At 70.5% G+C, this 25133-nt stretch carries 22 protein-coding genes; 12 read left to right on the forward strand and 10 right to left on the reverse strand.

Going from position 1 to position 25133, the window contains the following annotated elements; genetic code table 11:
* Positions 1-35: 35 nt before the first annotated feature.
* From AB0B14_RS19295 to AB0B14_RS19310, 4 genes are all read right to left on the reverse strand, one after another.
* Complete coding sequence (locus tag AB0B14_RS19295) at positions 36-1139, reverse strand: sugar-binding protein (RefSeq protein ID WP_357065369.1); 1104 nt, start codon at positions 1137-1139, stop codon at positions 36-38.
* A gap of 54 nt (positions 1140-1193) precedes the next feature.
* Entirely contained in the window at positions 1194-2483 is a 1290-nt protein-coding gene (mmsB, locus tag AB0B14_RS19300; protein ID WP_357065367.1) for a multiple monosaccharide ABC transporter permease, read from the reverse strand.
* Positions 2480-4027, reverse strand: a complete 1548-nt coding sequence (gene mmsA, locus AB0B14_RS19305; protein ID WP_357065365.1) for a multiple monosaccharide ABC transporter ATP-binding protein — start codon at positions 4025-4027, stop codon at positions 2480-2482. The genes mmsB and mmsA overlap by 4 nt, the downstream gene beginning before the upstream one ends.
* 512 nt (positions 4028-4539) lie before the next feature.
* On the reverse strand, positions 4540-5718 hold the full coding sequence (locus tag AB0B14_RS19310) for an alcohol dehydrogenase catalytic domain-containing protein (RefSeq protein ID WP_357523329.1): 1179 nt from the start codon (positions 5716-5718) through the stop codon (positions 4540-4542).
* A 112-nt stretch (positions 5719-5830) separates the two neighbouring features.
* On the opposite strand from AB0B14_RS19310, the gene AB0B14_RS19315 reads away from it, so the two are divergent.
* Both AB0B14_RS19315 and AB0B14_RS19320 read left to right on the forward strand, forming a co-directional pair.
* On the forward strand, positions 5831-6415 hold the full coding sequence (locus tag AB0B14_RS19315) for a WHG domain-containing protein (RefSeq protein WP_357065359.1): 585 nt from the start codon (positions 5831-5833) through the stop codon (positions 6413-6415).
* Positions 6412-7290 (forward strand): alpha/beta fold hydrolase, encoded by an 879-nt coding sequence (locus tag AB0B14_RS19320; RefSeq protein WP_357523331.1) that lies wholly within the window; start codon positions 6412-6414, stop codon positions 7288-7290. Before AB0B14_RS19315 ends, AB0B14_RS19320 begins: the two co-directional genes overlap by 4 nt.
* Positions 7291-7358: 68 nt before the next feature.
* Here the strand turns inward: AB0B14_RS19320 and AB0B14_RS19325 are convergent, their stop codons facing one another.
* Both AB0B14_RS19325 and AB0B14_RS19330 read right to left on the reverse strand, forming a co-directional pair.
* Positions 7359-7589, reverse strand: a complete 231-nt coding sequence (locus AB0B14_RS19325; protein ID WP_357065356.1) for a 4-oxalocrotonate tautomerase family protein — start codon at positions 7587-7589, stop codon at positions 7359-7361.
* 30 nt (positions 7590-7619) lie between these two features.
* Complete coding sequence (locus AB0B14_RS19330) at positions 7620-8336, reverse strand: SDR family oxidoreductase (RefSeq protein ID WP_357523333.1); 717 nt, start codon at positions 8334-8336, stop codon at positions 7620-7622.
* A gap of 68 nt (positions 8337-8404) precedes the next feature.
* Here AB0B14_RS19330 and AB0B14_RS19335 point away from each other — a divergent pair, with 68 nt between their 5' ends.
* The 3 genes from AB0B14_RS19335 to AB0B14_RS19345 all read left to right on the forward strand — a co-directional run bounded on the left by AB0B14_RS19335 (position 8405) and on the right by AB0B14_RS19345 (position 12275).
* Positions 8405-9025, forward strand: coding sequence for a TetR/AcrR family transcriptional regulator (locus AB0B14_RS19335; protein WP_357523335.1), 621 nt, complete (start codon positions 8405-8407; stop codon positions 9023-9025).
* Positions 9026-9136: 111 nt separating this feature from the next.
* Positions 9137-10822 carry an ATP-binding cassette domain-containing protein gene (locus AB0B14_RS19340; protein ID WP_357523337.1) on the forward strand — a complete coding sequence of 562 codons (1686 nt, stop codon included), beginning with the start codon at positions 9137-9139 and terminating at the stop codon, positions 10820-10822.
* Positions 10812-12275, forward strand: coding sequence for an aminotransferase class V-fold PLP-dependent enzyme (locus tag AB0B14_RS19345; RefSeq protein WP_357523339.1), 1464 nt, complete (start codon positions 10812-10814; stop codon positions 12273-12275). The genes AB0B14_RS19340 and AB0B14_RS19345 overlap by 11 nt, the downstream gene beginning before the upstream one ends.
* A gap of 21 nt (positions 12276-12296) precedes the next feature.
* On the opposite strand, the gene AB0B14_RS19350 is transcribed toward AB0B14_RS19345, so the two are convergent.
* Positions 12297-12695, reverse strand: coding sequence for a hypothetical protein (locus AB0B14_RS19350; protein WP_357523341.1), 399 nt, complete (start codon positions 12693-12695; stop codon positions 12297-12299).
* Positions 12696-12964: 269 nt separating this feature from the next.
* On the opposite strand from AB0B14_RS19350, the gene AB0B14_RS19355 reads away from it, so the two are divergent.
* From AB0B14_RS19355 to AB0B14_RS19370, 4 genes are all read left to right on the forward strand, one after another.
* Positions 12965-14218 carry a family 16 glycosylhydrolase gene (locus AB0B14_RS19355; RefSeq protein ID WP_357523343.1) on the forward strand — a complete coding sequence of 418 codons (1254 nt, stop codon included), beginning with the start codon at positions 12965-12967 and terminating at the stop codon, positions 14216-14218.
* 151 nt (positions 14219-14369) lie between these two features.
* Positions 14370-15392 (forward strand): DUF4331 family protein, encoded by a 1023-nt coding sequence (locus tag AB0B14_RS19360; RefSeq protein ID WP_357523345.1) that lies wholly within the window; start codon positions 14370-14372, stop codon positions 15390-15392.
* Between the two features lie 121 nt (positions 15393-15513).
* A complete protein-coding gene (locus AB0B14_RS19365) occupies positions 15514-16059 on the forward strand; it encodes a hypothetical protein (protein WP_357523347.1) in 546 nt (181 codons plus the stop codon).
* Between the two features lie 40 nt (positions 16060-16099).
* Positions 16100-17059, forward strand: a complete 960-nt coding sequence (locus AB0B14_RS19370; RefSeq protein WP_357523349.1) for a hypothetical protein — start codon at positions 16100-16102, stop codon at positions 17057-17059.
* Between the two features lie 111 nt (positions 17060-17170).
* Here AB0B14_RS19370 and AB0B14_RS19375 read toward each other — a convergent pair whose 3' ends face one another.
* The 3 genes from AB0B14_RS19375 to AB0B14_RS19385 all read right to left on the reverse strand — a co-directional run bounded on the left by AB0B14_RS19375 (position 17171) and on the right by AB0B14_RS19385 (position 21272).
* Positions 17171-20176, reverse strand: a complete 3006-nt coding sequence (locus AB0B14_RS19375; RefSeq protein WP_357523351.1) for a fibronectin type III domain-containing protein — start codon at positions 20174-20176, stop codon at positions 17171-17173.
* Between the two features lie 152 nt (positions 20177-20328).
* A complete protein-coding gene (locus AB0B14_RS19380; RefSeq protein WP_184183641.1) occupies positions 20329-20559 on the reverse strand; it encodes a DUF2188 domain-containing protein in 231 nt (76 codons plus the stop codon).
* Positions 20560-20633: 74 nt separating this feature from the next.
* Entirely contained in the window at positions 20634-21272 is a 639-nt protein-coding gene (locus AB0B14_RS19385) for a M23 family metallopeptidase (protein WP_357523353.1), read from the reverse strand.
* 133 nt (positions 21273-21405) lie between these two features.
* Between AB0B14_RS19385 and AB0B14_RS19390 the strand changes: the two genes are divergently transcribed.
* From AB0B14_RS19390 to AB0B14_RS19400, 3 genes are read left to right on the forward strand one after another with little or no spacing between them, the layout of a single operon-like run.
* Positions 21406-23808 carry a PEP/pyruvate-binding domain-containing protein gene (locus tag AB0B14_RS19390; RefSeq protein ID WP_357523355.1) on the forward strand — a complete coding sequence of 801 codons (2403 nt, stop codon included), beginning with the start codon at positions 21406-21408 and terminating at the stop codon, positions 23806-23808.
* A gap of 28 nt (positions 23809-23836) precedes the next feature.
* Complete coding sequence (locus AB0B14_RS19395; RefSeq protein ID WP_357523356.1) at positions 23837-24502, forward strand: hypothetical protein; 666 nt, start codon at positions 23837-23839, stop codon at positions 24500-24502.
* A 52-nt stretch (positions 24503-24554) separates the two neighbouring features.
* Positions 24555-25121, forward strand: coding sequence for a TetR family transcriptional regulator C-terminal domain-containing protein (locus tag AB0B14_RS19400; RefSeq protein ID WP_357523358.1), 567 nt, complete (start codon positions 24555-24557; stop codon positions 25119-25121).
* Positions 25122-25133 lie beyond the last annotated feature (12 nt).

The raw sequence follows: 25133 nt of genomic DNA on the forward strand, positions 1-25133 counted from the left end.
GGGACCCATCGGCGTTGCTGCCTACCGTGCGGTGATTACTTGGTGAGCGGCGCGAGCTTCGGGTCGTTGGCGTACGCCTCAGCCGCGTTCGCCTTGGTGACGGCGACCGGCGGGAGCAGGTACGTGTCGACGACCTTGCTGCCGTTGTTGTAGGACTTGGTGTCGTTCACCTGCGGGGCGTTACCGGCCTGGAGAGCCTTGACCATGTTGATGGTCTCCTTCACCAGGTTGCGGGTGTCCTTGTTGATCGTCATGTACTGCTCGCCCTTGACGATCGACTTGACCGACTCGACCTCGGAGTCCTGGCCGGTGACGATCGGGGTCGGCTTGCCAGCGCCCTTGACCGAGGTCAGGATGGCGCGGGCCAGCGTGTCGTTCGGGGAGAGGACGCCGTCGAGCGGCTTGGTGCCGTAGGTCGAGGTCAGCAGCTGGTCCATGCGGGCCTGCGCACCCTCGGCCTTCCAGCCCTGGATGGCGGTCTGCTTGACGTCCTTCTGACCCGAGGCGACGACGACGTTGCCCTTGTCGATCTCCGGCTTGAGCACGCTCATCGCGCCGTCGAAGAAGACACCGGCGTTGTTGTCGTCCGGCGAGCCGGAGAAGAGCTCGATGTTGTACGGGCCGTTCGGCTTCTTGGCCTTCATGCCGTCCAGCAGGGCCTGGCCCTGGAGCTGGCCGACCTTGAAGTTGTCGAACGCGACGTAGTAGTCGAGGTCCGGGGTGTTCTTGATCAGGCGGTCGTACGCGATGACCTTCACGCCGGCCTGGTGCGCCGCGGCGACCTGGGTCGACAGCTGCGCGGCGTCGGTCGCGCCGATGACGATGACCTTGGCGCCCTTGGTCACCATGGCGGTGATCTGGGCCTGCTGGTCGGCGACCGTGGTCGACGCGCCGGCGTACTGCACGTCACCCTGGAAGCCGGCCTCCTTGAGACCGTTGGTGAACAGGTCACCGGCGAGAACCCAGTTCTCGGAGGTCTTGGCCGGCAGGGCGACACCGATCAGGGAGTTCGCCGCGAAGCCCTTGGCCTCGCCACCGGAGCTGCCGGAGTCGCCGTCGCGGCCGGAGCCGCAGCCAGCGAGGGCCAGCATGGCGGCGGCGCTGATGGCGACCACCGACGTGCCGAAGAATTTACGCATGGTGAGGACTTGCCTTTCTGGATGTGTAACAGGGTGGTGAGGGGTCGGTGGCCGTCAGCCGGACACCGCTGCCTTGGCGGGCTCGCGCTCCGCGTCCGGCGGTGAGGCGGAGTCGTCGCGGCGGAACGGCCGCATCAGGCTCCCGATGATGGAGAAGCGCCCCTGGCTCTTGTTGTAGACGTCGACCGCGACGGCCAGCAGCAGGACCAGGCCCTTGATGATCTGGACCTTGTCGGTGCCCACACCTTCGAGCTGGAGGCCGTTGTTGAGCACGGCCATGACGAGACCACCGACGATCGACCCGCTGATGGTGCCGATACCGCCGGCGACGGCAGCGCCACCAATGAAGACCGCGGCGATGGCGTCCAACTCCCAGCCGTTGCCGTCCTGCGGGCCGGAGGCCGCCGAACGGGCCACGAAGATCATGCCGGCCAGCGCGGCCAGGACGGACATGTTCATCATGACGAAGAAGTTGACCCGCTTGAGCTTCACGCCGGACAGTTCGGCCGCCCGGGAGTTGCCGCCCACCGCGTAGATGTGCCGGCCACCGGCCGTGTTGCGGGTGTAGAAGGAGTAGGCGATCACCAGCACCAGCAGGATGATTCCGGAGATCGGGAAGCTGGTGCCCACCCGACCGCTGGCGAAGCGCAGCGCCGCGAAGGCGATCACGCCGACCATGACGGCCATTCGCAGGACCGAGATCCACATGGGCGCCGGGTCGGCGTCCATGGCCCGACGGGTCTTCCGGGCCTGCAGCTCGCGCCACACCACGGCCACCGCGGCGGCCAGGCCGAGCAGCAACGTCGCGTTGTTGTAGCCGGTGTTCGGGCCGAACTCGGGCAGGAACCCGGAGCCGATGTCCCGGAAGCCCTCCGGCACCGGAATGCTCTGCGCGTTGCCGATGAACTGGTTGCCGCCGCGGAAGAGCAGCATGCCGGCCAGGGTGACGATGAACGCCGGCACCCCGATGTAGGCCACCCAGAACCCCTGCCAGGCGCCGATCACCGCGCCGATGGCGAGACCGAACACGATGGCGGCGGGCCACGGCAGGTCCCACTCGGTCATCGACTTGGCGACCAGGATGCCGGTGAAGGCCGCGACCGAGCCGACCGACAGGTCGATGTGCCCGGCGACGATCACCATGAGCATGCCGATGGCCAGGATCAGGATGTACGAGTTCTGCTGGAACAGCGCGATCAGGTTGTCCGAGCGCAGCGTCAGCCCGTTGGTCCAGATCTGGAAGATCAGGACGATCGCCACCAGGGTGAAGATCATCCCGAACTGGCGCGCGTTGGAGGTCGTACCTCCAAACAGATTCTTCTGAAGGTCCTTGATACGGCTCATCGGGAGGCCAACTTCTTCGTCGAGGTCATCTGCTTCATGAGGTTTTCCGGGGTGGCGTCCGCCCGAGCGATCTCGCCCGTGATGGCGCCTTCGAACACGGTGTAGATGCGGTCGCAGAGCCCGATCAGCTCAGGCAGCTCCGAGGAGATGACGATGACGCCCTTCCCCTGGTCGGCGAGCCGCTGGATGATGCCGTAGATCTCGTACTTGGCGCCCACGTCGATGCCGCGCGTCGGCTCGTCGAGGATCAGCAGGTCCGGGTCGGTGAACATCCACTTGGCCAGGACGACCTTCTGCTGGTTGCCGCCGGAGAGCTTGGAGACGCTCTCGTCGACAGTCGGGGCCTTGGTCCGCAACTCCTTGCGGTACGCCTCGGCCGCCTGGTACTCCTCGACCTCGTCCAGGACGCCGTGGTGCGAGATCTTGGACAGCTTGGCGGCCACCGTCGACGTCTTGATGTCGTCGAGCAGGTTGAGGCCGATCGCCTTGCGGTCCTCGCTGACGTACGCGAGCCCGTTGTCGATCGCGTCCGCGACCGACTTCAGGACGATCTCCTTGCCGTCCTTGATGATCGTGCCCGACTCGAACACCCCGTAGGAGCGGCCGAAGATGCTCATCGCGAGTTCCGTGCGGCCCGCGCCCATGAGACCGGCGAAGCCGACGATCTCGCCGCGGCGCACCACGAAGCTCTCGTTCTTGCAGACCTGCCGGTCGGCGGAGATCGGGTGCCGGACGTTCCAGTTGCGGACCTCGAAGAAGACGTCGCCGATCTTCGGGGTGTGGTCCGGGAACCGACTGCTCAGCTCACGGCCGACCATCCCCCGCACGATCCGGTCCTCGTCGACCCCGTCCGCCTTGACGTCGAGGGTCTCCACGGTCCGGCCGTCGCGCAGGATGGTGATCTGGTCGGCGATCGCCTCGATCTCGTTCAGCTTGTGCGAGATCATGATCGAGGTGATGCCCCGAGAGCGGAACCCGCGCAGCAGGTCCAGCAGGTGCCGCGAGTCCGCCTCGTTCAGGGCGGCCGTCGGCTCGTCCAGGATGAGCAGCTTCACGTCCTTGGCGAACGCCTTGGCGATCTCCACGAGCTGCTGCTTGCCGACCCCGATGTCCTTGATCAGGGTGTCCGGGTCCTCCTGGAGGCCGACCCGGGCCATCAGGTCCAGTGCCATCCGGTTCGCGGCCTTCCAGTCGATCGCGCCCCGCTTGCGCGGCTCGTTGCCGAGGAAGATGTTCTCGGCGATCGACATGCCCGGGATGAGCGCCAGCTCCTGGTGGATGATCACAATTCCGGCGTTCTCGCTGGCCCGGATGTCGGAGAACTTGCTCTCCGACCCCTGGTAGACGATCTGGCCGTCATAGCTGCCGTGCGGATAGACCCCGCTGAGGACCTTCATCAGCGTGGACTTGCCCGCACCGTTCTCGCCGCAGATGGCATGGATCTCGCCGGCGCGAACCACCAGGTTGACGTCGGAGAGGGCCTTGACTCCGGGGAACTCCTTGGTGATGGAGCGCATCTCAAGGAGGATCGGCACGCTGCTCATCGCTCGTACCACCTCGCCAACGTCATCGGTTGCCTCCGGAAGGTTGAACCTTCACTTGGTTTTGTTGTTGACGGCAACGTATTGCGGCCGGAGGGCCATCCGCAAGGCGAGGGACTGTTGAAAATGTAACAATCCGGCAATATCGACGTTACCCAGTCTTCGCCTGTCACAGCCGCACCCGCAGCCCCTCCCGGCACCTTCGCCTGCTTGTGGCAACGTTGTCAAATGGCCGGCGCCGCGATGATCGGCACCGGAGCCGTCGGCAGGCCCCGCCACCAGGCACGATCCGCGACGGGCCCGCCGAGTGCCGCCCGACCGCACGATCGGCGTCATCGAGTGATCTTGATGGGACCGCGACGCGGGCACCGCCTGCGGGACACCGGAGCGGCCCTCGGTCGACGGTGTGAGCCACGCCTCCATCTGCGGGCCGGATCGACGATGATCACCTCGTCACGCCCGCCACCAGGAGAGGGATCCGCGGCTTAACGTCCCTTAAGGGCGGATCGGGCCCGTCAGCTCGGGTGCAGCACCGCCTTGATCACCCCGTGCTCCCGGCGGTCGAAGCTGCGGTACAACTCCGGCGCGTCGGCCAGGGTGCCGTGGTGCGTCACGACGACGCTGGGCCGGGCGCGACCGGCGACGACCAGGTCACGCAGCAGCACGGTGTAGCGGCGGTCGTGGGTGCGGCCGAACCGGACGGCGACGCCCTTGCTGAACAACGTCCCCCACGGTGCCACGAGATCCTCGCGAGCGTCCGCGCCAGGTCCGGGACGCAGGTCCTGCTCCGGGTAGACGCCCGCGACCGCGATCGCGCCGGCCGGATTGACCAGCCGGGCGGCGTCGGCGATGACCTGGTCCGGGCGTTCCCGGTCGGGCCGCTCCCGGTCGCGGGCCTGGAACCCGACCGCGTCGATCACCTTGTCGACTCCGCCCAGCTTCTCCTCGCCGAGCGGCAGCCCGACCCGGGCCCGGTCGGCGCGGATCTGCTCGACCGGATCCCCGCGACGGAAGTCGATCGGCACGGCACCGATCTCACCGGCCTTCTCCAACCGAGCCTCGACACCGTCGACGCAGTAGACGACCCGGGCACCGCGGAGCAGCGCCGAGTAGGCACCGAGCAGGCCGATGGTGCCGGCACCGAAGACGGCCACCGTGTCACCGGGCTCGACCCCGGCGAGGGTGGCGGCGGCGTGCCACCCCGTGACGAACGCGTCGGCCAGCAGCACGAAGTCGTCCTCGTGCCCGTCCCCCGGCTCGCCGGGCACCGGTACGCAGTTGGCGTCGGCCCACGGCACGCGCAGCAGGTCGGCCTGGGCGCCGCGGTAGGTCCCCATCCCGGCGTAGCCGTACGCCGCACCCGGCCCCTGGGCCCGCGCCCGCAGACAGGCCGCCGAGAGCCCTCGGGCACACATCACACACGTCCCGCAGAAGAGGTGCGTGGGGATCACCACCCGGGTGCCCGGCCGGACGGTCTGCACCGCCCGACCCACCTCCTGCACCACGCCCAGCGGTTCGTGGCCGAGCACCAGCCCGGGGTCGGCGCCGGTCCGTCCGTCGTACATGTGCAGGTCGGTGCCGCACAGCGCGGTGGAGGTGATCCGCACCAGCGCGTCGGTCTCCGCCTCCAGCGTCGCGTCGGGCACCTCCCGCACCGCGACGGTCCGGACGTCGGCGTAGACGACGGCTCGCATCCCGGTCTCCTGTTCGGCGGTGAAGGAGCCGGTCTTCCCCAGGCGGGGCCGTTCATGCGGCGGTGCTATCTTAGGTCTCCTAAGTTCGTTCCTAGCGAGGCAAAGGTTCGGTATGCCACGGCAGGGTCTGACCAGCGCGCGCGTCTCCGCCGCCGCCGCCGAGCTGGCGGACGCGGTCGGCCTGTCCCGGCTGACCGTCGCGGCCGTCGCCCGACACTTCGGCGTCTCGGACGCCGCGTTGTACGTGCACGTCCGCAGTCGCGACGCGTTGATCGAGCACGTCGCGGTCCGGGCGGCGGCCGCGTTCGCCGACCAGCTCGCGCTCGCCGTGGCCGGGCGGGCGGGCCACCAGGCTCTCGTCGCGTTCGCCGACGCCTGGCGCGCGTTCGCCCTGGCGCACCCGGGGCAGTACGCGGCGACGCAGCTCCCGTTACCGCCCGAGGTGGGCACGAGGTCGGCCGGGCACCTGCGCCTGATCGAGCTGAGCTACGCGATGCTGCGTGGCTACGGGCTCGACGAGCCGGCGCTGACCGACGCGATGCGATTCGTCCGCAGCACCCTGCACGGCTTCGCGAGCCTCGAAAACGTCGACGGTTTCGGGCATCCCCGTGGTGTCGACGCGTCGTGGCACTCGATCCTCGACGCGGTCCACACCACTCTGAGCAACTGGCCGACCAACCCGCGGGAGCGACAGTGAACAGCCACGATCAGCACGTCGAGTCCTCCGACGGGACGCGCCTGGCGCTCCGGCGCCTGGGTGCCGGCGACCCCGTCGTCCTCGTGCACGGCTCGGGTGGCGGGTTGCACTCCTGGGCCGCCGTCGCCGACCAGCTCGCCCCCGACCACGAGGTGTGGATGCCGGCCCGACGCGGATACGGGCCCAGTGACGTCCCGCCCGGCACCAAGTCCTTCGCGGTCGAGACCGCCGACCTGCTCGCCGTCATCGAGGCGGCCCGCCAGCGGACCGGCCGGAGGGTCCACGTCGTCGGAGCCTCCTACGGAGCGACCCTGGCGTTGCACACCGCCTCGGCCGATCCGCGCGACATCCGCTCGCTGGCCATCTTCGAGCCTCCGCTCTTCGCGGCCGGGCCGGAGATCGCCCCCCTGCTGGACCGATACCGTGCCGCCTTCGAACGCGACGACGCCCCCGCGATGGCGGCGGCGTTGCACGAGGTGACACGGGTGCCGGCGGAGATCGTCGCCGCGCTCGCCGCCGGGGCGGGCGACCGGACCCCCGACCCGGTCGAGGCGCGGCGCGCCGCGATCGGCTGGCTGCACGATCTCGAGGCCCTCGCCGGGGACAGCACGGACATCGCCCGCTGGTCCTCGATCACCGTGCCGACCCTGCTGCTGGCCGGCGCCGACACGTGGGAGCCCATGCCCACCATGATGAACGCCCTGGCGACGGCGATCCGGCCGGCGCGCCACCTCGTCTGGACGGGTCAGTCGCACTTCGTGACCATGACGGCACCCACCCTGGTCGCCGACGCCCTGCGACAGTTCTTCGCCGAGGTATCGGCGGCCCAGCCGAGTTCGGGCGACCCCACCGGGACGGCGACCGCCACCCGCTGATGCCGCCGGGGCAGGATCCCTCACCACCGGTACGGATCCTGCCCGTCACATCGGCGGGCGCCCTCGGCCTACCCGGTCGCCTGCTGCTGGCGGAACTGTTCGACCGGGAGGCCGCCGCGACCCCAGTTCTCGGTGTCGACCTCGTCGATCACCACGAAGGTCGACGTCAGCGGCTTGTTCAGGACGTCGCGCAGCAACTCGCTCACGCCCCTGATGAGGGCGGCCTTCTCCTCGGCGGTCGCGGCGGACGCGCCCGCGGTGCTGCCCTCGCGGGTGATCTGGATGGTCACGATCGGCATCGTGTGCTCCCTTCCAAGGTGTGGGTGGCGTCAGTGACCGGCGTTCTGGCCGCCGTCGACGTGCAGGATCTCCCCGGTGACGAAAGGAGCGGACTCCAGGTAGAGAACGGCGTCGACCACGTCGCTGGTCTCGCCCATCCGGCCGACCGGGTGCAGGCCCGCGAGCGTCTGGTGCGTCTCCACCGGGTGCATCGGGGTCTTGATGATGCCGGGCGCGACGGCGTTGACCCGTACGCCGCGAGCCGCGTACTCGATGGCCAGGGACTTGGTGGCCGAGCTGAGGCCGCCCTTGGTCAGGGACGCGAGCGCCGACGGAACGTGCGAACTGGGCTGGTCGACGAAGCTGGTTGTGATGCTGACGATGTGCCCCGATCCCCCGGCCAGCAGGTGCGGCAGGACGCGTCGGGTCAGGTGGAAGAACCCGGCGAGGTTGACCCTGGTGACCAGGTCGAACTCCTCGTCGGTGTAGTCGGTGAACGGCTTTGCGACGAAGACGCCGGCGTTGTTCACCAGGGTGTCGATTCGCCCGAACCGGTCCAGAGCAGCACGTACCACCCGCTCTGCGGTGTCGGCCTCGGCGATGTCACCCCGAACCGTGACGACCTCCGGGTCGTCAGACGCGTCAATCGAGCGTGACGTCGCCACGACGCCGTACCCGAGCTTGCGGTAGGCGTCCACGAGGTCGGCGCCGATGCCCTGGGAGGCACCGGTGATCACGACGACCTGCTGTCCCTGACTGCTGCTCATGAGGAAATCACCTTCACTAGACGACTGGTCGACTAAAAGCTAGCCGACCGGTCGTGTATCGTCAAAGCATGGGACGGACCAGTGACGCGCGGAACAAGATCCTCGACGCCGCCGCCGCGCTGATCGAGCAGCGCGGCTACACCGCGCTCGGGGTGGCCGAGATCTGCGCGACGGCGGGCGTGCCAAAGGGCAGCTTCTACTACTTCTTCGAGTCCAAGCAGGCGCTCGCCCGCACCGTCATCGACGAGCACTGGGTCACCCAGCGCCGCCAGTGGGAGCAGTTGCTCGGCGGCGAGCGCGACCCGCTACAGCGGCTTCGGGACCTGTTCGAGGCCACCGAGGAAGTCCAGAGCGCCGGTCAGCAGAAGGCCGGCGTGGTTGCCGGTTGCCTGTTTGGCAACCTCGCCCTCGAACTCAGCAACCAGGCCGAGGAGATCCGCGGTCGGCTCCAGGAGATCTTCGAGGAACAGATCAGCCTCATCGAGCAGGTCGTCGTCGAGGCGAAGGACCGCGGACTGGCCGGCGCCGCGGTCGACAGCCGGGAAGCCGCCCGATCGATCGTCGCGCAGATCGAGGGGCGGGTCCTGCTCGCGAAGTTGCTCAACGATCCGACCCAGCTGGACATGCTGTGGCGCAACTGCCTTGATCTTCTCCAGGTGCCGGCGCAGGCGCGGACCACCACCGGCTGAACGGACGACGGTCGTCGACCGTCCACTTCGGGCGCACCGCGCGCCCGCTCAGTAGCATCGGCGGGGCACGATGTTCAGGCGGACCACCACCGACCGGATCGGGCACCCGACATGACGACCGAGCAGACCAGCTCTCCGCCGCGTACCGGCGTCGGCATCGCCGCCAGTGGCCTGGGCCAGCGTGTCCGAGGTGGTCGCCAGATCCTGGACGACATCTCGCTGGCCATCGCACCGGGCCAACTGGTCGCGATCATCGGCGCCAGCGGCGCCGGTAAGACCACCCTGTTGGAGTTGCTGGCCGGGGTACGACGGCCAACGGCGGGCACCGTGACGTTCGACGGCACGGCCGCGGTGGGCGCGATCGGTTTCGTCCCGCAGGACGACATCATCCACCGGGAGTTGCCCCTGGCCCGCACCCTGCGCCACGCCGCCCGGCTACGCCTGGCACCCGGCACCACGCCGGCCGAGGCGACCCGCCGAGTCGCGCAGGTGCTCGCCGAACTGCGCCTCACCGAACGGGCCGCCGTGCCGGTGGGCCTGCTCAGCGGTGGTGAGCGCAAACGCGCCAGCATCGCCGTCGAGCTCCTCGCCCGGCCCGGCGTGTTCTTCCTCGACGAGCCCACCTCCGGGTTGGACCCGGCGATCGCCGTGGAGACGCTCCGGGTCCTGCGCACGCTCGCCGACACGGGGACCACAGTCGTGCTCACCACCCACCAGATCACCGACGTGGACCACTGCGACCAGGTCGTCGTGCTGACCCGACACGGCCGTCTGGCGTTCGCCGGCACGCCCGCCGCCGCCCGGGAGTTCTTCGACCTGCGGTCCCTCGTCGAGGTGCACCCGCGGCTCGACGAGGCGGCGCACCCGGCCGAGTGGCCCGACCGCTTCGCCGCGTACCGCGAGGCCGGCCCGCCGGCCCCCGCGATCGGCGGCGGTGACCACGCGACGCCACCACCTCGGCGGGTCGGCCGGCTGCGCCAGTGGGCCGTGCTCACCGCCCGCAACGCGGAGATCGTCGTCCGCAACCGGCTGACCCTGGCGATCCTGCTCGGCTCGCCGTTGCTGGTGCTCGGCATGTTCGCACTGCTGTTCCGGCCCGGGGCGTTCGAGCCGACCCGGCCGAGCCCGACCGTGACCGTGATGATCCTGTTCTGGATCGCGTTCGGCGGCTTCTTCTTCGGGCTGACCTACGGGTTGCTCCAGATCTGCACCGAGCTACCGATCCTGCGCCGGGAGCGGCTGGCCGGGGTCCGGCTGCTGCCGTACCTGATGGGGAAGGTCGCGGTGCTGCTGCCGCTGCTGGCCCTGGTGGACCTGGCCCTGCTCGGTGTGTTGCGGGGGATCGACCGGCTGCCGCCGGTCGACGGCACCGCCTTCGCGGCCCTGTACGTGACCCTGCTGCTCTCCTCGGCGGCAGCGCTCACCCTCGGCCTGCTGTGCTCCGCGGCGGTCTCCGACGCGGCCCAGGCGACGCTCCTGCTGCCGATGCTCTGCTTTCCACAGGTGCTCTTCGTCGGCGCGATCCTGCCGGTGCCGGCCATGGCGGTCGGCGGCCAGTGGCTCAGCTTCGCGATGTCGAACCGCTGGGCGTTCGAGGGCCTGGGGCACACCGCCGGGGTGGAACGACTCTGGCGCGACGGTGGCTCACCGCTCGGCCCGCCGCTGCTGGCCACGTACGGCGACAGCTTCTCCCGGCCGGTGTGGGTGAACTGGCTGGTGCTCGGCGGTTTCACGGTGCTCTTCCTCGGCGCCGCCTGGGCGGTGCTGGCCCGACGGGACTCCCGTCGTGCGAGCTGAGCCGCCACCGCACACCTCCCCCACGACGCTGCCGGGATACGCCGCCACCGGCCGGCTCGACGAACTGCGCGCCACCGAATACCGGCACCTGGACACCGCCGGGCAGGTGTACCTCGACTACGCCGGGGCCGGGGTCGCCGCACACGCCCAGGTACGCGAACACCACGATCGGCTGCTCGCCGGCCTGTACGGCAACCCGCACTCGGAGAGTCCCACGAGCGCGGCGGCTGGGTCCCTGGTGGAGTCGGCACGACGCGCCGTGCTCGACTTCTTCCACGCGGACCCGTCCGAGTACGCGGTCGTCTTCACCCCGAACGCGACAGGCGCGTGTCGGCTGGTCGGCGAGGCGTACGACTTCGGCCACGCCGCTCCGCTCGTGCTGACCTGGGACAACCACAACTCGGTGAACGGCATCCGCGAGTACGCTCGCACGGCCGGCTCGCCCGTGCGCTACGTACCGCTGAGTGGGCCGGAGCTGCGGGTCGCCGATTCGGACCTGGTCACCGTGCTCGATGCCGGCCGTGGTGGGCTGGGCCGGCGGTGGCGTCGGGGTCGGCGAGGGCTGTTCGCCTATCCGGCGCAGAGCAACTTCTCCGGTGTGCAGCACCCGCTGGGCTGGGTGGAGTTGGCCCACCAGCACGGGTACGACGTGTTGCTCGACGCTGCCGCCTTCGCGCCGACGAATCGGCTGGACCTCAGCGTCGTCCGGCCGGAGTTCGTGTGTCTGAGCTGGTACAAGCTCTTCGGCTACCCGACCGGGGTCGGTGCGTTGCTGGCCCGCCGCGACGCGCTGGCCCGGCTGCGCCGGCCGTGGTTCGCCGGCGGCACGATCCGCGCGGTCAGCGTGCAGGGCGACTGGCACCGGTCGATGGACGACGAGTCGGCGTTCGAGGACGGCACCCTCAACTTCCTGAGCATCCCGGACGTGGAGTTCGGCCTGCGATGGCTGGGCTCGATCGGCGTGGACCTCGTGCACTCCCGGGTCGGCCTGCTCACCGAGTGGCTGCTGGAGCGGCTGACCACGCTGCGGCACGCCAGCGGCCAACCCCTGGTCCAGGTGTACGGGCCGACGACGGGCGCGGGCCGCGGCGGCACCGTGACGTTCAACCTCCGCGACCCGGACGGCACCCTCGTCGACGAGCGGCTCGTCGCGCGGGAGTCGGCGGAAGCCGGGTTTTCCTTGCGTACCGGTTGTTTCTGCAATCCGGGCGCGGGCGAGGGCGCGTTCGGGATCAGCCGGGAGTCGGTGCGGCGGCGGTTGTTGGCGCGGGTCGACACGATCGACGACTACCTCGCCGCGCTGCGCCTGCCGACCGGCGGCGCGGTCCGTGTCTCGTTCGGACTGGCGTCCACCGCGACCGACGCGGAACGCTTCGTCGCCTTTGTCCAGTCGACCTACCTCAACCGCGGTGTCGGCGCCGAGACGCCGCTGCCACCCCGGCTGCGCTGCTGACGCCGCCGTGGCCCTAAGGCCTTAGCTGACCTGGGCCACGGGCGCCGGGCGGTGCGTGATCTCCTCCATGAACGGGAACTGGGCGGTGAGCTCGGCGACCGTCAGCCCGGCCCGCCAGGCCGCGGCCACCCTGGCGACCTGCAGCAGGTCCATCACGTCGCCACGTGCCAGCACCTCGCCCGAGACCCGCAGGTCGATCATGAAGTAGCGGGCCTGCGAGCCCAGCGTCACGCAGACCACGCCCTGGTCGGAGTGCAGCTCGGCGCAGGTGAACCGGCCGCGCCCCTGCTCCGGGGCGGTGACCCGGCCCAGGTCGAGCCCGTGTCGGGTGCCGGTTTCGACGAGCGCGGGGGCCAGACCACCCCGCTCGACCAGGTCCGGGTAGAGGCGCACACCCAGCGCCGTCGACGCGTCGCTCATGACTGACTCCCACTTCCTTGTGACAGAGACCAGCAGCGTGCGGGTTACGAGGAGGTTTCCGGCACGCCTCGTCATCCTGTCCCGGGTGGACGTCCCACGGCAATAGGAAGTGTCGATTCGACAGCTGTCGAGTAACACTCGGCCGCGCCGTGCGGGCTACTGGAAACACTCTTGACAGAAAGTCCCCATATCGACATGCTTCTGTCTGGAGAGCGCTCTCCGTCCTCTCGCCGTGCAGCCTCCGCCACTCCCCCGCCGAGGAGCCTCCCGTGTTCACAACCCGCCTCAGCCTCCGCTCTCGTCCTCTCGTACTCCTGGCGGCCGCCGTGGTCGCGACAGTCGGCGCGCTCGTCCCGGCGCACCCCGACCGCGCCGAGGCCGCCATCGGCCCGATCAGCTGGCAGGACGAGTTCAACTCGCCGGCCGGCACACCCGTCGACCAGAACAAGTGGCGCTTCGACATCGGCGGCAGCGGTTGGGGCAACAACGAGCGGCAGTACTACACCAACAGCACCAGCAACGCCGTGCACGACGGCCAGGGCAACCTGGTCATCACGGCCCGCCGGGACAATCCCGCCAACTACCAGTGCCACTACGGGCGCTGTGAGTACACGTCGGCGCGGCTGCTCTCGGCGGCCACCTTCACCCAGACCTACGGCCGGTTCGAGGCCCGGATCAAGATTCCGCGCGGCCAGGGCATCTGGCCGGCGTTCTGGATGCTCGGCACCGGCGATGGGTGGCCCGACGCCGGCGAGATCGACATCATGGAGAACATCGGCCGGGAGCCCAACACCGTGTACGGCACCGTGCACGGGCCCGGCTACTCCGGCGGTGGCGGCATCACCGGCAGCCGCACCATCGGGGCACCACTCGCCGACGGCTTCCACACCTACCGGGTGGACTGGGAGCCGAACGTGATCACCTGGTACCTGGACGGGGTCCAGTATCACCGGGTCGATCCCGCGCGACTCGGCGGCAACCGCTGGGTGTTCGACCACCCCTTCTTCATGATCCTCAACGTGGCGGTGGGCGGTAACTGGCCCGGCTACCCCGACGGCTCCACGCAGTTCCCGCAGCAGATGCTCGTCGACTACGTCCGGGTCTCCAGCTACACCCCCGGTGGCGGCGACCCGGCACCGGGCACCAGCCGGATCAGGGGTGCGCAGAGCGGGCGCTGCATCGACATCCCCAGCGCCAACCCGGTCGAGGGCGCCAAGCTGCAGATCTGGGACTGCAACACGACCGCCGCCCAGGCCTGGACCTTCGCCTCCGACGGGACGGTCCGCGCGATGGGCAAGTGCATGGACCCCGCCTGGGCCGGCACCGCGAACGGCACCGAGGTCAACCTGGTCAGCTGCAACGGCAACACCGCGCAGCGCTTCACCCTCAACGCCGCTGGCGACCTGGTCAACCTCAATGCCAACAGGTGCGTGGACGTGCGCGAAGCCAACCCCAACAACGGCGGCAAGCTGCACCTGTGGGACTGCCTTGGCGCCGCCAACCAGAAGTGGTCCCGCGTCTGACGACGCCGGCACGAGCGGGTGGGCCGTCCGGCAGCGACTCCGGGCGGCCCACCACCGTCCGCGACCCGGGTTTACCTCGATAGGACTAAGACCGCCTGATGCCCCGCTATGTTCGGATACGTCCAGAATCCGGCATTTCGGGAGTCAGCTCATGTCGCACCATCTCGACACCCCCCTCGCCGCCCAGGGCGGTCAGCTCTACATCGACGACCTGTACGTCTTCGACGGCGACCGCGCCACGGTGTTCGTCATGGACGTCAACAGCTCGGTGACGAAGGCCGACATCAAGCGCGGCTTCCACGCCGAGGCACGCTACGAGATCAAGATTCACTTCAACGGTGCGGAGGAGGAGGGGCTGACCTACCGATTCGCCTTCGGCGAGCCGGACGGCGACGGCAGGCAGACGTTCCAGTTGTACGAGCTTGCCGGATCCGATGCCCGCGACGACGCCGCGATGGGCACACCCATCGCCGAGGGGCACACCGGCGAGGTGTCCACCGGCGGCAACGTCCGGATCTGGGCCGGGCGGATCACCGACCCGTTCTATGTCGACCTCGACGAACTCGCCACCATCAACGGCGCGGTGCAGAACGGCGCACCTGTCGACCGCTCGGCGTGGCGGGTCGACCAGGCCAAGAACAGCTTCGCCGGTACGACAGTCGAGTCGATAGTCCTCGAGGTCTCCCACGACGAGCCGCTGCTGCGCGACGGCACCGAGATCGGCGTCTGGTGCCGCACGATGCTGGCCACCGACGCCGGTGGATGGCGGCAGATCAACCGCGCCGGCCACCCCATGATGTGGCCGATCTTCTGGCCGCACGACACCGACTTCTCCGACCCGGCCAACTTCCGGCACCCGAGCAAGGACCTCGCCGAGGACGGCGAGGAGATCGCCACCGCCGTCGCCGGTGTCGTGAAGGCGAACGGCACCGCCCCCGACCCGCAGGCGTACGGCTGGAGCGTCGCCCGACAGCTCTACCCCGACCTGCTGTCCTACCAGGTCGGCACGGCGGCCAACTACGGCTTCGCGGTCCGCAACGGCCGCGGCATGGCCGACAACGCACCCGAGGTGATGTTCTCCCTGGTGCTCAACACAGGCACCACGTCCGGCCTCACTCCCGACGTCACCAGGGCTGCCCGCGCCGCCAGCTTCCCGTACGTGGTGCCGGCCTGACCGGCCGCCTCCAACCGGGCCGGCGAGCGGTGACGATGGTGCCGATCGTCCGATATGCGGCTTTCATCCTAGATATGCTCTGACCTGCCGCTGAAGGGCGATTCCAGGACAGAGGAGACTCATGCGTAGAAAGTTTCTCGCGGGCTTGGCCGGCGTTGCCGCCGTCGTGGCGCTCGCCGGACCGGCCGCCGCGGACACCACTGGCGAGACGATTGTGACCCTCACCGTCGACGCCGCCGGCGGCCTGTCGATCACCGTGCCGGCGACGGCGAACATCGGGCACGGCGTGGAGGGCTCCACCGTCACCGGTCAGCTCGGCCCGGTAACCGTGCTGGACCAGCGCGGGTCGCTCACCCCCAACTGGACCGCCACCGTCGTCTCCACCGACTTCACCACCGGCGGCGGCAGCTCCGGGGAGACGATCCCGGCCATCAACGTCCTGTACTGGTCCGGCCCCGTGACGGGGACCGCCGGTGGTGGCACCTTCACGCCGGGTCAGCCCACCGCCGCCCAGCAGGTGATCATCAACGTCCCCCGGACGGCGATGAGCCACACCGGCGGCACGGGCAACAACTTCGCGAGCTGGAACCCCACCCTGTCGGTGAACATTCCGGACGGCACCGTCGAGGGTGTCTACACCGGGACGGTGACACATTCGGTGTTCTGAGCCGCTCGGCCGGCTGGCGTTGCTGGCCTCGGTCGTCCTCGTGGCGCTCGGGGTTTCGGCGGCGCCAGCCGCTGCCGTGCGGGAGCAGCGACAGGAGCCCGCCGACGAGGCCGCGATCAGCATCCGGATGGTGGACATCCCGGCCAGCCGGGTGCAGGATCCCCGGGCCCGGGTCTACATCGTCGACCACCTCAACCCCGGGACGACGATCAATCGCCGGGTCGAGGTGCGGAACACCTCGGGTGAGACGCAGAAGATCGAGTTCTACTCCGGTGCGGCGTCGATCGAGGACAACGCCTTCACCGTGCCCGAGGGGCGCGAGGGCAACGACCTCAGCGGGTGGATTCGACTGGAGACCGCCACGATGGAGTTGGACCCGGGCGAGCGGCGGCCGGTAGCTGTCGAGATCGCCGTGCCGAGGAAGGCGTCCAAGGGCGAGCGGTACGCCGCCATCTGGGCGCAGGTGACAAGCACCAGGGAACGCACCGGCAACGTCACCCAGATCCACCGGGTGGGTATCCGGGTCTACCTCGACGTCGGTCCCGGCGGCGAACCGCCGACGGACTTCCGCATCGACGGGCTGGCGGCGGAACCCGGGCCCGGTGAGTTTCCCGTCGTCACCGCGAGGGTCACCAACACCGGCCAGCGCGCGCTGGACATGACCGGCACCGTGACGCTGCAGAAGGAGGCGGTGCGGGCCGGCCCGTTCAAGGTGACGAACGGTGTGACGATCCTGCCCGGCCAGAGCGGCCAGGTCCGGGTCGAGGTCGACCAGGCCCTGCCCGCGGGGGACTGGGAGGTGAACGCGAAGCTCGTCAGCGGCACCGTGGAACGCACCGCGACCGGGACGATCAGCCTGCCCGTCGCGGCGCCGATGGCGGTCGCGACGCCCACCGGGCCGCGGTGGTTGGTCTACGCGTCCGGCGGGATCGCCCTGCTGGCGCTGATCGCCCTTGCCGGCTGGTATCTCGTCCGCCGGCAACGCACCCGGCTGGCCTGACTCGCACAGCCCTGACTCAAACAGCCCGCACGTCGCTGCCCGGTCGTCCCCCCGAGGAACGGCCGGGCAGCGACGTGTCACCCCCTCGCCCACACGAACCAGCAGCGGGGCCTAGATGACCGAGTGCGTCACGACTGCCACGTAGTCGCCGACCACCACCGCGGACGGGATCACCAGCCACAGCGTGGGGTTCCAGGTGACGGAGTTCGGGTCACCGGCCGGACCGGACCAGCCGGCGGCCGTCTGCGGCATGTCCAACACCACGCCCGGCTGGGGGAGGAACGTCCCGACGCCGGTCGTGGCGAGGGCCGGCCCGGAGGCGTACGTGATGTTGCTGTTGGGGATCGTCTCGCCACCCGTGCCGGAGCCGGTGGTGAAGTTCGTGCTGGAGACGACGGTGACCCAGTTTCCGGAGAACGGCCCGCGGTCGTCGGTCACGGTCACCGGGCCGAGGTGGCCCGAGACGCCTGTCGTGCCCGAGGTGACGGTTCCGAGCGGGGAGATCGCCGGAACGCTGATGGAGAGCCCGCCGAGCGGGCTGATGACCAGCTCGACTGGTCGGGTCGCGGCCTGGTCGAACGAGTCGGTCACCCGGACGGTGAACGCGAACGTCCCGGCCACGGTGGGCGTGCCGGAGAGCAGGCCGGTGACCGGGTCGAGGGTCAGCCCGGCGGGCAGGCTCCCGGCACTGATCGACCAGGCGTACGGGCTCGTGCCACCGGCCACCGTCAACTGGTACTGGTACGGGTCGTACGCCCGGCCGGGCGGAGGTGGCGCGAACGTCAGCGTCGGCGACGGGTTGACCGGCACGGACGCGGAGGGCGGCGACTGTGGGCCGGTCCCGGCGGCGTTGGTCGCGGCCACCCGGAAGGTGTAGGTGGCGCCGCCGGTCAACCCGGTGACGATCTGGGTGGTGGCGGCCCCGGTGAAGGTCTGCGGCGTCTGCGCCGCACCGTTGAGGTACGGCGTCACGGTGTAACCGGTGATCGCCGAGCTGCCGTTGGCCGGGGTGGTCCAACTCAGCGTGGCGGCATTGGTGCCGGCGGTGGCCGAGGTGATCGTCGGTGGGCCCGGCAGGGTGTACGGGACCACCGCCGCCGAGGCCGGGCTCGCCGTCCCGGTGCCGTACGCGTTCACCGCCGCCACCCGGAAGGCGTACGACGAGCCGGCGGTCAGCCCGGTCACCGTACGGCTGGTGGTGGAGGCGTCGAAGGAGAGCGTGGGTTGGGTGGCCCCGTCCCGGATCGGCGTGATCAGGTACCCGGTGATCGGGCTGCCGTTGCTCGCGGGCGCGGTCCAACTCACGGTGGCGCTGGTGACGCCCGCGACAGCGGTGGGCGTGGCCGGCGTGCCCGGCGCGGCGGCGTAGACGTAGCTCGCCGATCCGGCGGCGCCTCGGGTGACGACGCTGACGGTGACCGTCGCCGGGGTGGATCGCGCGGGCATGGCGGAGATGTCGAGTGTGCCGTCGGGGTTCACGGTGAAGCAGCCGGCGGCCGGGCCGGACGTGCACGGCACCAGCAGCACCGAGGTGCCGGCCTGCTGCTCGGCCGTCGTACCGATGGTGATCGCGGTCGCGCCGGTGAGGTTGCTCCCGCCGACGGTGACCGCGATGCCCCCGGAGATCGCGCTCTGCGCCGGGGTGACGGTGACGCCGCTCGGTGCGGTGGCCGGCACCACGGGTGTGGTGCCGGCGGAGTAACCCGGGTTCGCGTCGATCGAGGACGAGGTCGCCACGGTGGTCGTCTGGATCAGTGCCGGCGTCACCTGGCTCCCGGTCACCGTCGCGACGACGGTGATCGGCGGCAGCGAGCTTCCGCCGACGAACGGGCCGTTGCTGTTGGTGCAGGTGATGCTCTGGCCGGAGGGTGCGGCGCAGACCCAGCCGGTGCCGTAGGCGGCCCGCGGCACGACTCCGGCAGGCACGGTCTGGGTGACCGAGATCGGCGCTGTCTCGGTCGCGCCGGAATCGACTCCGGCGGTGATCGAGTAGGTGACGGGGTCGCCGGGCTGCGGACTGGCCGCGACCGAGCTGGTCTGTGCCACGTTCAGGTCCGGCACCTGGTCGAAGGTGACCGCGCGGGTGTTGTCGACCTCGTGGAAGTCGGTGACCGAGCCGGTGGAGCCCACCCAGCCGAAGGCGAGTTGCCGGGGGTAGCCGTTGGCGTTCAGCCACGTCGGCGACGGGTACAGGCCGGCCGGGACGACCGGGAGGCTGCCGGCCAGGGTCCGGGCCGTGCCGCCCACCGGAGTGAACCGGACCCGGTACTCCCCCGCCGGCACGGCGATACCGGTGTCGGTGGTGAACGGCGACGAGGTGGTGTTGGCGACCACCTCGACCGGCACCACCGAGGCGGCCCGGGTGGTGGCCCGCAACGCCACGGCAGGCGACGAGGTGGTGGTGGCGGTGCTGTTGATCGCGCAGTAGCCGACCCCGTTGCGGCCCGGTCCGCGGATCACGACCTGGCCGGGCACCCGGGTGTTGGTGGTCGAGATGTACGGCGGATTCGTGCAACCAGTGCCCTGGTAGAGGCTGTTGCTGAAGTTTCCGAAGACGTCCAGCCCGATGCCCAGGTAGCCGTTGGACAGACCCACCGAGGCGCCGTTGAACGCCGCCGAGTAGCCGAGTGATCCGCCCGACTGGCCGATCACCGTCGGGGACCGCGGGTTGGCGGGGTCGGCTGCGGCCAGCACGAACGCCAGACCGTCGGCTCCGGTGCTGATGCCGCCGTACTGATAGGTGTTGAAGGTGACGTGCAGTCCCTGGGAGGTGGGCACGCTCACCGCACCGAACACCCCACCCTGCCGGTTCGCGACGGCCGGGGTGAGGCGCAGCTTGCCCGAGCCCTGCGGATCGGTGGACGTGGTGCAACTCAGCAACGGGCCGGTGGTGGAGTTGCCGGCCGCGCTGAGGCAGGCCGCGTTGCTGGCACCAGCGGTCGGCACGGCGGGCACCGTCACCGCGCCGATGCCGTTCGCGGTGTTGTTGTGGAACGGCTGATCGAACAGGACCGACCCGACCGCCGCCGCCGGCCGGGGCGCGACCACCACAGCACCCACGGTCAGGGCGAGCACCAGCGCGACAAGTGCTGACCCGCGCCGGCTTGGTACCACCATGCCCACCTCACTCCCGCACCCACTCCAGCCCCAATTCGGACTTTATCGGACAATAGGCGTAGGTGGCCCGGTATCCCGATGCAACAGGAGCGAATCGCGCTGGCCCCGTCGACGCGGAGTCGACGGGGCCAGCGGCTGCGGGTGGGAGGGTGTCAGCCCTCGATGTCGCGGGGATCCCGGCTGCGGGGGTAGGTGTTCTTCTCCCCGATCGTGCCGTCCTGCTTCTTGACCACGTGTTCGACGCCACGGTCGGCCGCCATCTCCCGGCCCTGGGCCTGCGCGTCGGCCTTCACGTCATGCGTGCTGCTGGCCCGCTCGTTGCCCTCGGCCTTGTTCTTCCACTGCCCGTCCTCGTGGTACGTGTCGACGTCACCCTTGACCATGGCCGGCTCCTCCCTGCGTCCGAAGTGTTCCTCGGATATCAGTGCCCCGAACCGGGTCGGACTAACCGCCGTCCTCAGGAGACGCCGGGGGGACAGTTGCCGCTCGTGCGCTGGACCGTGTACTCGCGTTCGTCGGTGGTGATGCCCGACGGCTCCCCGTCGAAGTGGGTCTCGACCTTCTCCCAGCCGCGCCGCTGCTCGTAGTGCAGGTGCGGTGCGCCGGAGTTGCCGGTGCTGCCGACCAGCCCCAGCTGATCACCCTGGGCGACCTGCTGCCCGACCTTGACCAGCGGTGGTTCGAGCATGTGCAGGTACTGCGTCTCCCACTTGCCACCGTGGTCGATCTTCACCCAGTAGCCGCCGCCGCGCCCGCGAGGGCCCTCCGGGTTCTCCGGGTTACGGCCACCCAGCGACCCGTTGATGCCCGCCTCGGTGACCGTGCCGGCGTAGGAGGCGAGCACCGGCCGCCCCCACGCCTCCCCCTCGATGGGGAACAGGTCGACGTCGTAGTCGTCGTGACCGGGGTAGGTGCCGAGTTGCCACGTCTCGCCGCAGGTGACCGGCAACTGGAAGAGCGGGCGCGGCCCCGCCGGTCGCAGCATCGGCACGACGACGAGCGCGACACCGAGAACGGCCGCCGCCGCGACGACCCCGACGAGGACGCGCAGAGCGCGGCGGCGGGAACGGGCTGTGGTCGGGCTGCCGGTCGTCACCGTCCCGAGGATGACAGACGCCGACAACGCCTCGCTGCCCCGGTCACACCATCGCCGGGTGACATTGCAGTTGCATCGTAAAGGCGTTACGGTGGGAAGAAATACGAGTGCATTGCTAAGAGAGAAGGCTCCGATGCGGGTGATCGCGTTGTCCGAGGCGACCGCCGACCGGGTCGACCTGGTCGGTGGCAAGGCGGCCGGGCTGGGCGAGTTGATCCGGTGCGGCGAACGGGTGCCCGACGGCTTCTGCGTCACCGCCGAGGCGCACCGACTCGGCGTCCTCCCCACGGCCGAGGTCGTCGCCGCGTACGAGCGACTCGGGGCGGGCCCGGTGGCGGTGCGCTCCAGCGCCACCGCGGAGGACCTGCCGGACGCGAGCTTCGCCGGGCAGCAGGACACGTTCCTCAACGTCACGGGCACCGCCGAGCTGATCGCCGCCATCGAGAAGTGCTGGGAGTCGCTGCACAGCGAGCGCGCGAGGGCGTACCGCGACGCTCGCGACATCGAGCACCAGACGGTGCACATGGCCGTCGTCGTGCAACGCATGGTCACGCCCACGGTGGCGGGGGTGCTGTTCACCGCGAACCCGCTGACCGGCCGCCGCGACGAGATGGCCGTCGACGCCGCAGTGGGTCCCGGCACGCTGGTGGTGGACGGGGCGGCGCGGGTGGACCACTACGTCCTCGACGGCGTCGCGCGAGACGACACGGGCTGCCTGACGTCCGCGCACCTGGCCGACCTGCGCGCCACCGGCGAACGGCTACAGGCGCACTTCGGCTGCCCCCAGGACGTGGAATGGGCGATCGACACCGACGGCGTCCGGTGGCTTCTGCAGTCCCGGCCGATCACCACCCTGTTCCCCCTCCCACCGGAGACGCAGAAGCCTCTCCCCCGCGTCTACCTGGAGTTCGGTCACGTCCAGGGCATGCTGCAACCGGTCACGCCGATGGGCATGTCGACCCTGCGGACGCAGATCGCCGCGATGCTCGCCGCGCTCGGCGTCCGCGTCGAGATCGTCGACATCGGCGGTCGGCTCTACGGCGACCTGACCGACCTGGCACGCGACTCCTCGGCCCGCAAGCGACTGGTGAAGCTCCTGGCTGTCGACTTCGGCCCGCGCGCCCAGGCGGTGATGCGGCACGTGCTTGCGGATCCCCGGTTCGCCCCGACCGGTGGCCGCAGCACGCGCGGCCGGGCGCAGGGCGCCGCGGCACTGCGGACGGCCGGCCGCGCGGTGGTGGGGATCCTGCGGGCTCTGGCCCGCCCCGAGGCCGCGCGGATGCGGATGTTCGAGGCGATCGAGCAGCTCAGAGTACGCTCGGCCGCCCCCGCCGACCTGCGGACCGCCGCCGACCGGCTGCGCTTCGTGCAGGCGAACGACGCCGACGACAGCGCCGACGCGATCATGTGGCCGATCGTCGCGGGGATGCTCGCCACCGCGCTGCCGACCACCCTGCTCAAGGGGGTCGCCGGCCCGGACGAGATCCACGCCGTGCTGGGCGGGATGCCGCACAACGTCACCATCGAGATGGACCTGGCCCTGTGGCGGCTCGCCCAGGGCGCCGGCGAGCACCGCCAACTCCTCCTCGACACCCCGCCGGCCGAGTTGGCGGCGCGCCACCTGCGCGGAACACTGCCCGACGTCGGCATGACCGCCTTCCTGGACGTCTACGGCCACCGGGGCATCGCCGAGGTCGACCTCGGCGTGCCGCGCTGGGCGGAGGATCCGACGCCGGTCTTCGCCGCGGTCGCCAACTACCTGCGGGTCACCGATCCACGGCAGGGCCCCGACAAGCGCTTCCAGCGGGCCAGCGCGGCAGCCGAGGCGGCGTTGGCGGAGCTGGTCGGGCGAGCCCGCCGTCGGCGGCCGGTGCGAGGCAGCATCGCCGGGTTCCTGCTGCGCCGGGCGCGGTCCCTGGCCGGCCTGCGCGAGGCCGGCAAGTTCGCCGGGCTGTACCCGCTGCGCGAAACCCGCCGCCAACTGCTGCTCATCGGCGCCGACCTGCACGGCTCCGGGTTGCTGGACCAGCCCGACGACATCATGTTCCTGACCGTCGACGAGGTGCACACCCTCGTACACCAGGGTGTCGATCTGCGCGGCACCGTCACCGCCCGACGGGCCGTGCACCGCCGGGAGCTGCGCCGCCGCAGCGTGCCGGTGGCGCTGCTCTCCGACGGCACCGACGTCGAGACCGTCCTGCCGGCGACGCCCGCCAGCGACGGGACGCTCGTCGGCGTGGGCGCGTCGGCGGGCCGGGTGACCGGCCCCGCCCGGGTCGTCCACGACCCGGCCACCGCCCACGTCGAGCCCGGGGACGTCCTGGTCGCCGCGACCACCGACCCGGGCTGGACCCCGCTGTTCCTCACCGCCGCGGCGGTGGTCACCGAGACCGGCGCGATCATGGCGCACGGCCCGACGGTGGCCCGGGAGTACGGCATTCCCGCCGTCATCTGCGTGCCGGACGCCACCCGGACGATCTCCACGGGGCAGCTCGTCACCGTGGACGGTGGCGCCGGAACCGTCACGCCGCACTGACCGTCGGCACCTACCGGGAAGGACGACCATGACCGACACGAAGGCACCGGCCGGGGCTCGGGTGGGCTCGTTGCTCCGCCGGGCCGCCCAGGCCGAGGCCGCGACCTGGCGCAGCCTGTACGTCTGGGCCCGGCGCCGCCCCCTGCCGCTGGGACCCGGCGACGAGCCGTTCGGCTACCTCGGCGTGGTCAAGCCGATCCTGGGCATCTTCATCGGCCTCTCGGTCGTGGAGATCCCCATCTTCGATGTCGTCGTCACCCACGTGGTGCCGTGGCGGCCGGCCCGCTGGATAGTGCTCGGCCTCGGCGTCTGGGGTCTGCTCTGGATGATCGGCCTGTTCGCCAGCATGACCATCCACCCGCACGTGGTGGGTGACCGGGGCCTGCGGGTACGCCTCAGCTCGGGCATCGACATCCAGATCCCCTGGTCGGACATCGAGGCCCTGCGCAAGCGTTACCGGTCGCTGCCGTCGAGCAGGTCGGTGCAGGTCGAGCAGGAGGGCGACCGCCGGGTGGTGTCCCTCGCGGTCGGCAGCCAGACCAGCATCGACGTCCTGCTGCGCCGGCCGCTGACCGTCGACCTGTCGAAGACCGGATCCCTGCCGGTGAACGAGCTGCGGCTGTACGCCGACGACCCGGACGGCCTCCTGCGCAGCGCGCGGGGCACCCCCGCGAGCACCACCGCCAGCCGGTAACCACCGCCGCTGGCGGGAGGTCCGGGCCACCCACTGTGAAACGATCGAGGCCATGCCCAAGAAGGTCGATCACCAGGAGCGACGCACCCTCATCGCGGACGCGCTGATGCGGGTCGCCGCGGACCAGGGCCTGGAGGCGGTCAGCCTCCGCCACGTGGCCGCCGCGGCCGGGGTGTCCGCCGGCATGGTCCAGCACTACTTCCGCACCAAGGACGAGATGATGGCGTTCGCGTTGAGTGTGGTGCGGGAACGCAGCCAGCTCAGGATCACCGAGGCACTGGCACGCCTGGGTAAGACCCCGCCGCCTCGGCTGCTGCTGCGGACGATGCTCGCCGCCCTGCTGCCCCTGGACGACCGGACCCGCGACGACGGCCGGGTGGCGCTGGCGTTCCTCGCCTACACGGCGGTGCGACCGTCGGCCGAGCCCCGCCTGCACGAGGACACCGCGCAGTTCACCGGCTTCATCGCCGGTGTCCTGCCCGAGGGGCACGGTGCCGCCGCCGCGGCCGGCCTGCTGGCGCTGATGGAAGGTCTCGGTCTGTACCTGCTGGGTGGGCAGTACACCGCCGAGCAGGCGCTCGCCGCGCTGGACGCCCACCTCGACCTGCTCTTCGACTGATTCCGCCGGAGC

Source organism: Micromonospora sp. NPDC049171 (assembly GCF_040648275.1).
Classification (GTDB): domain Bacteria; phylum Actinomycetota; class Actinomycetes; order Mycobacteriales; family Micromonosporaceae; genus Micromonospora.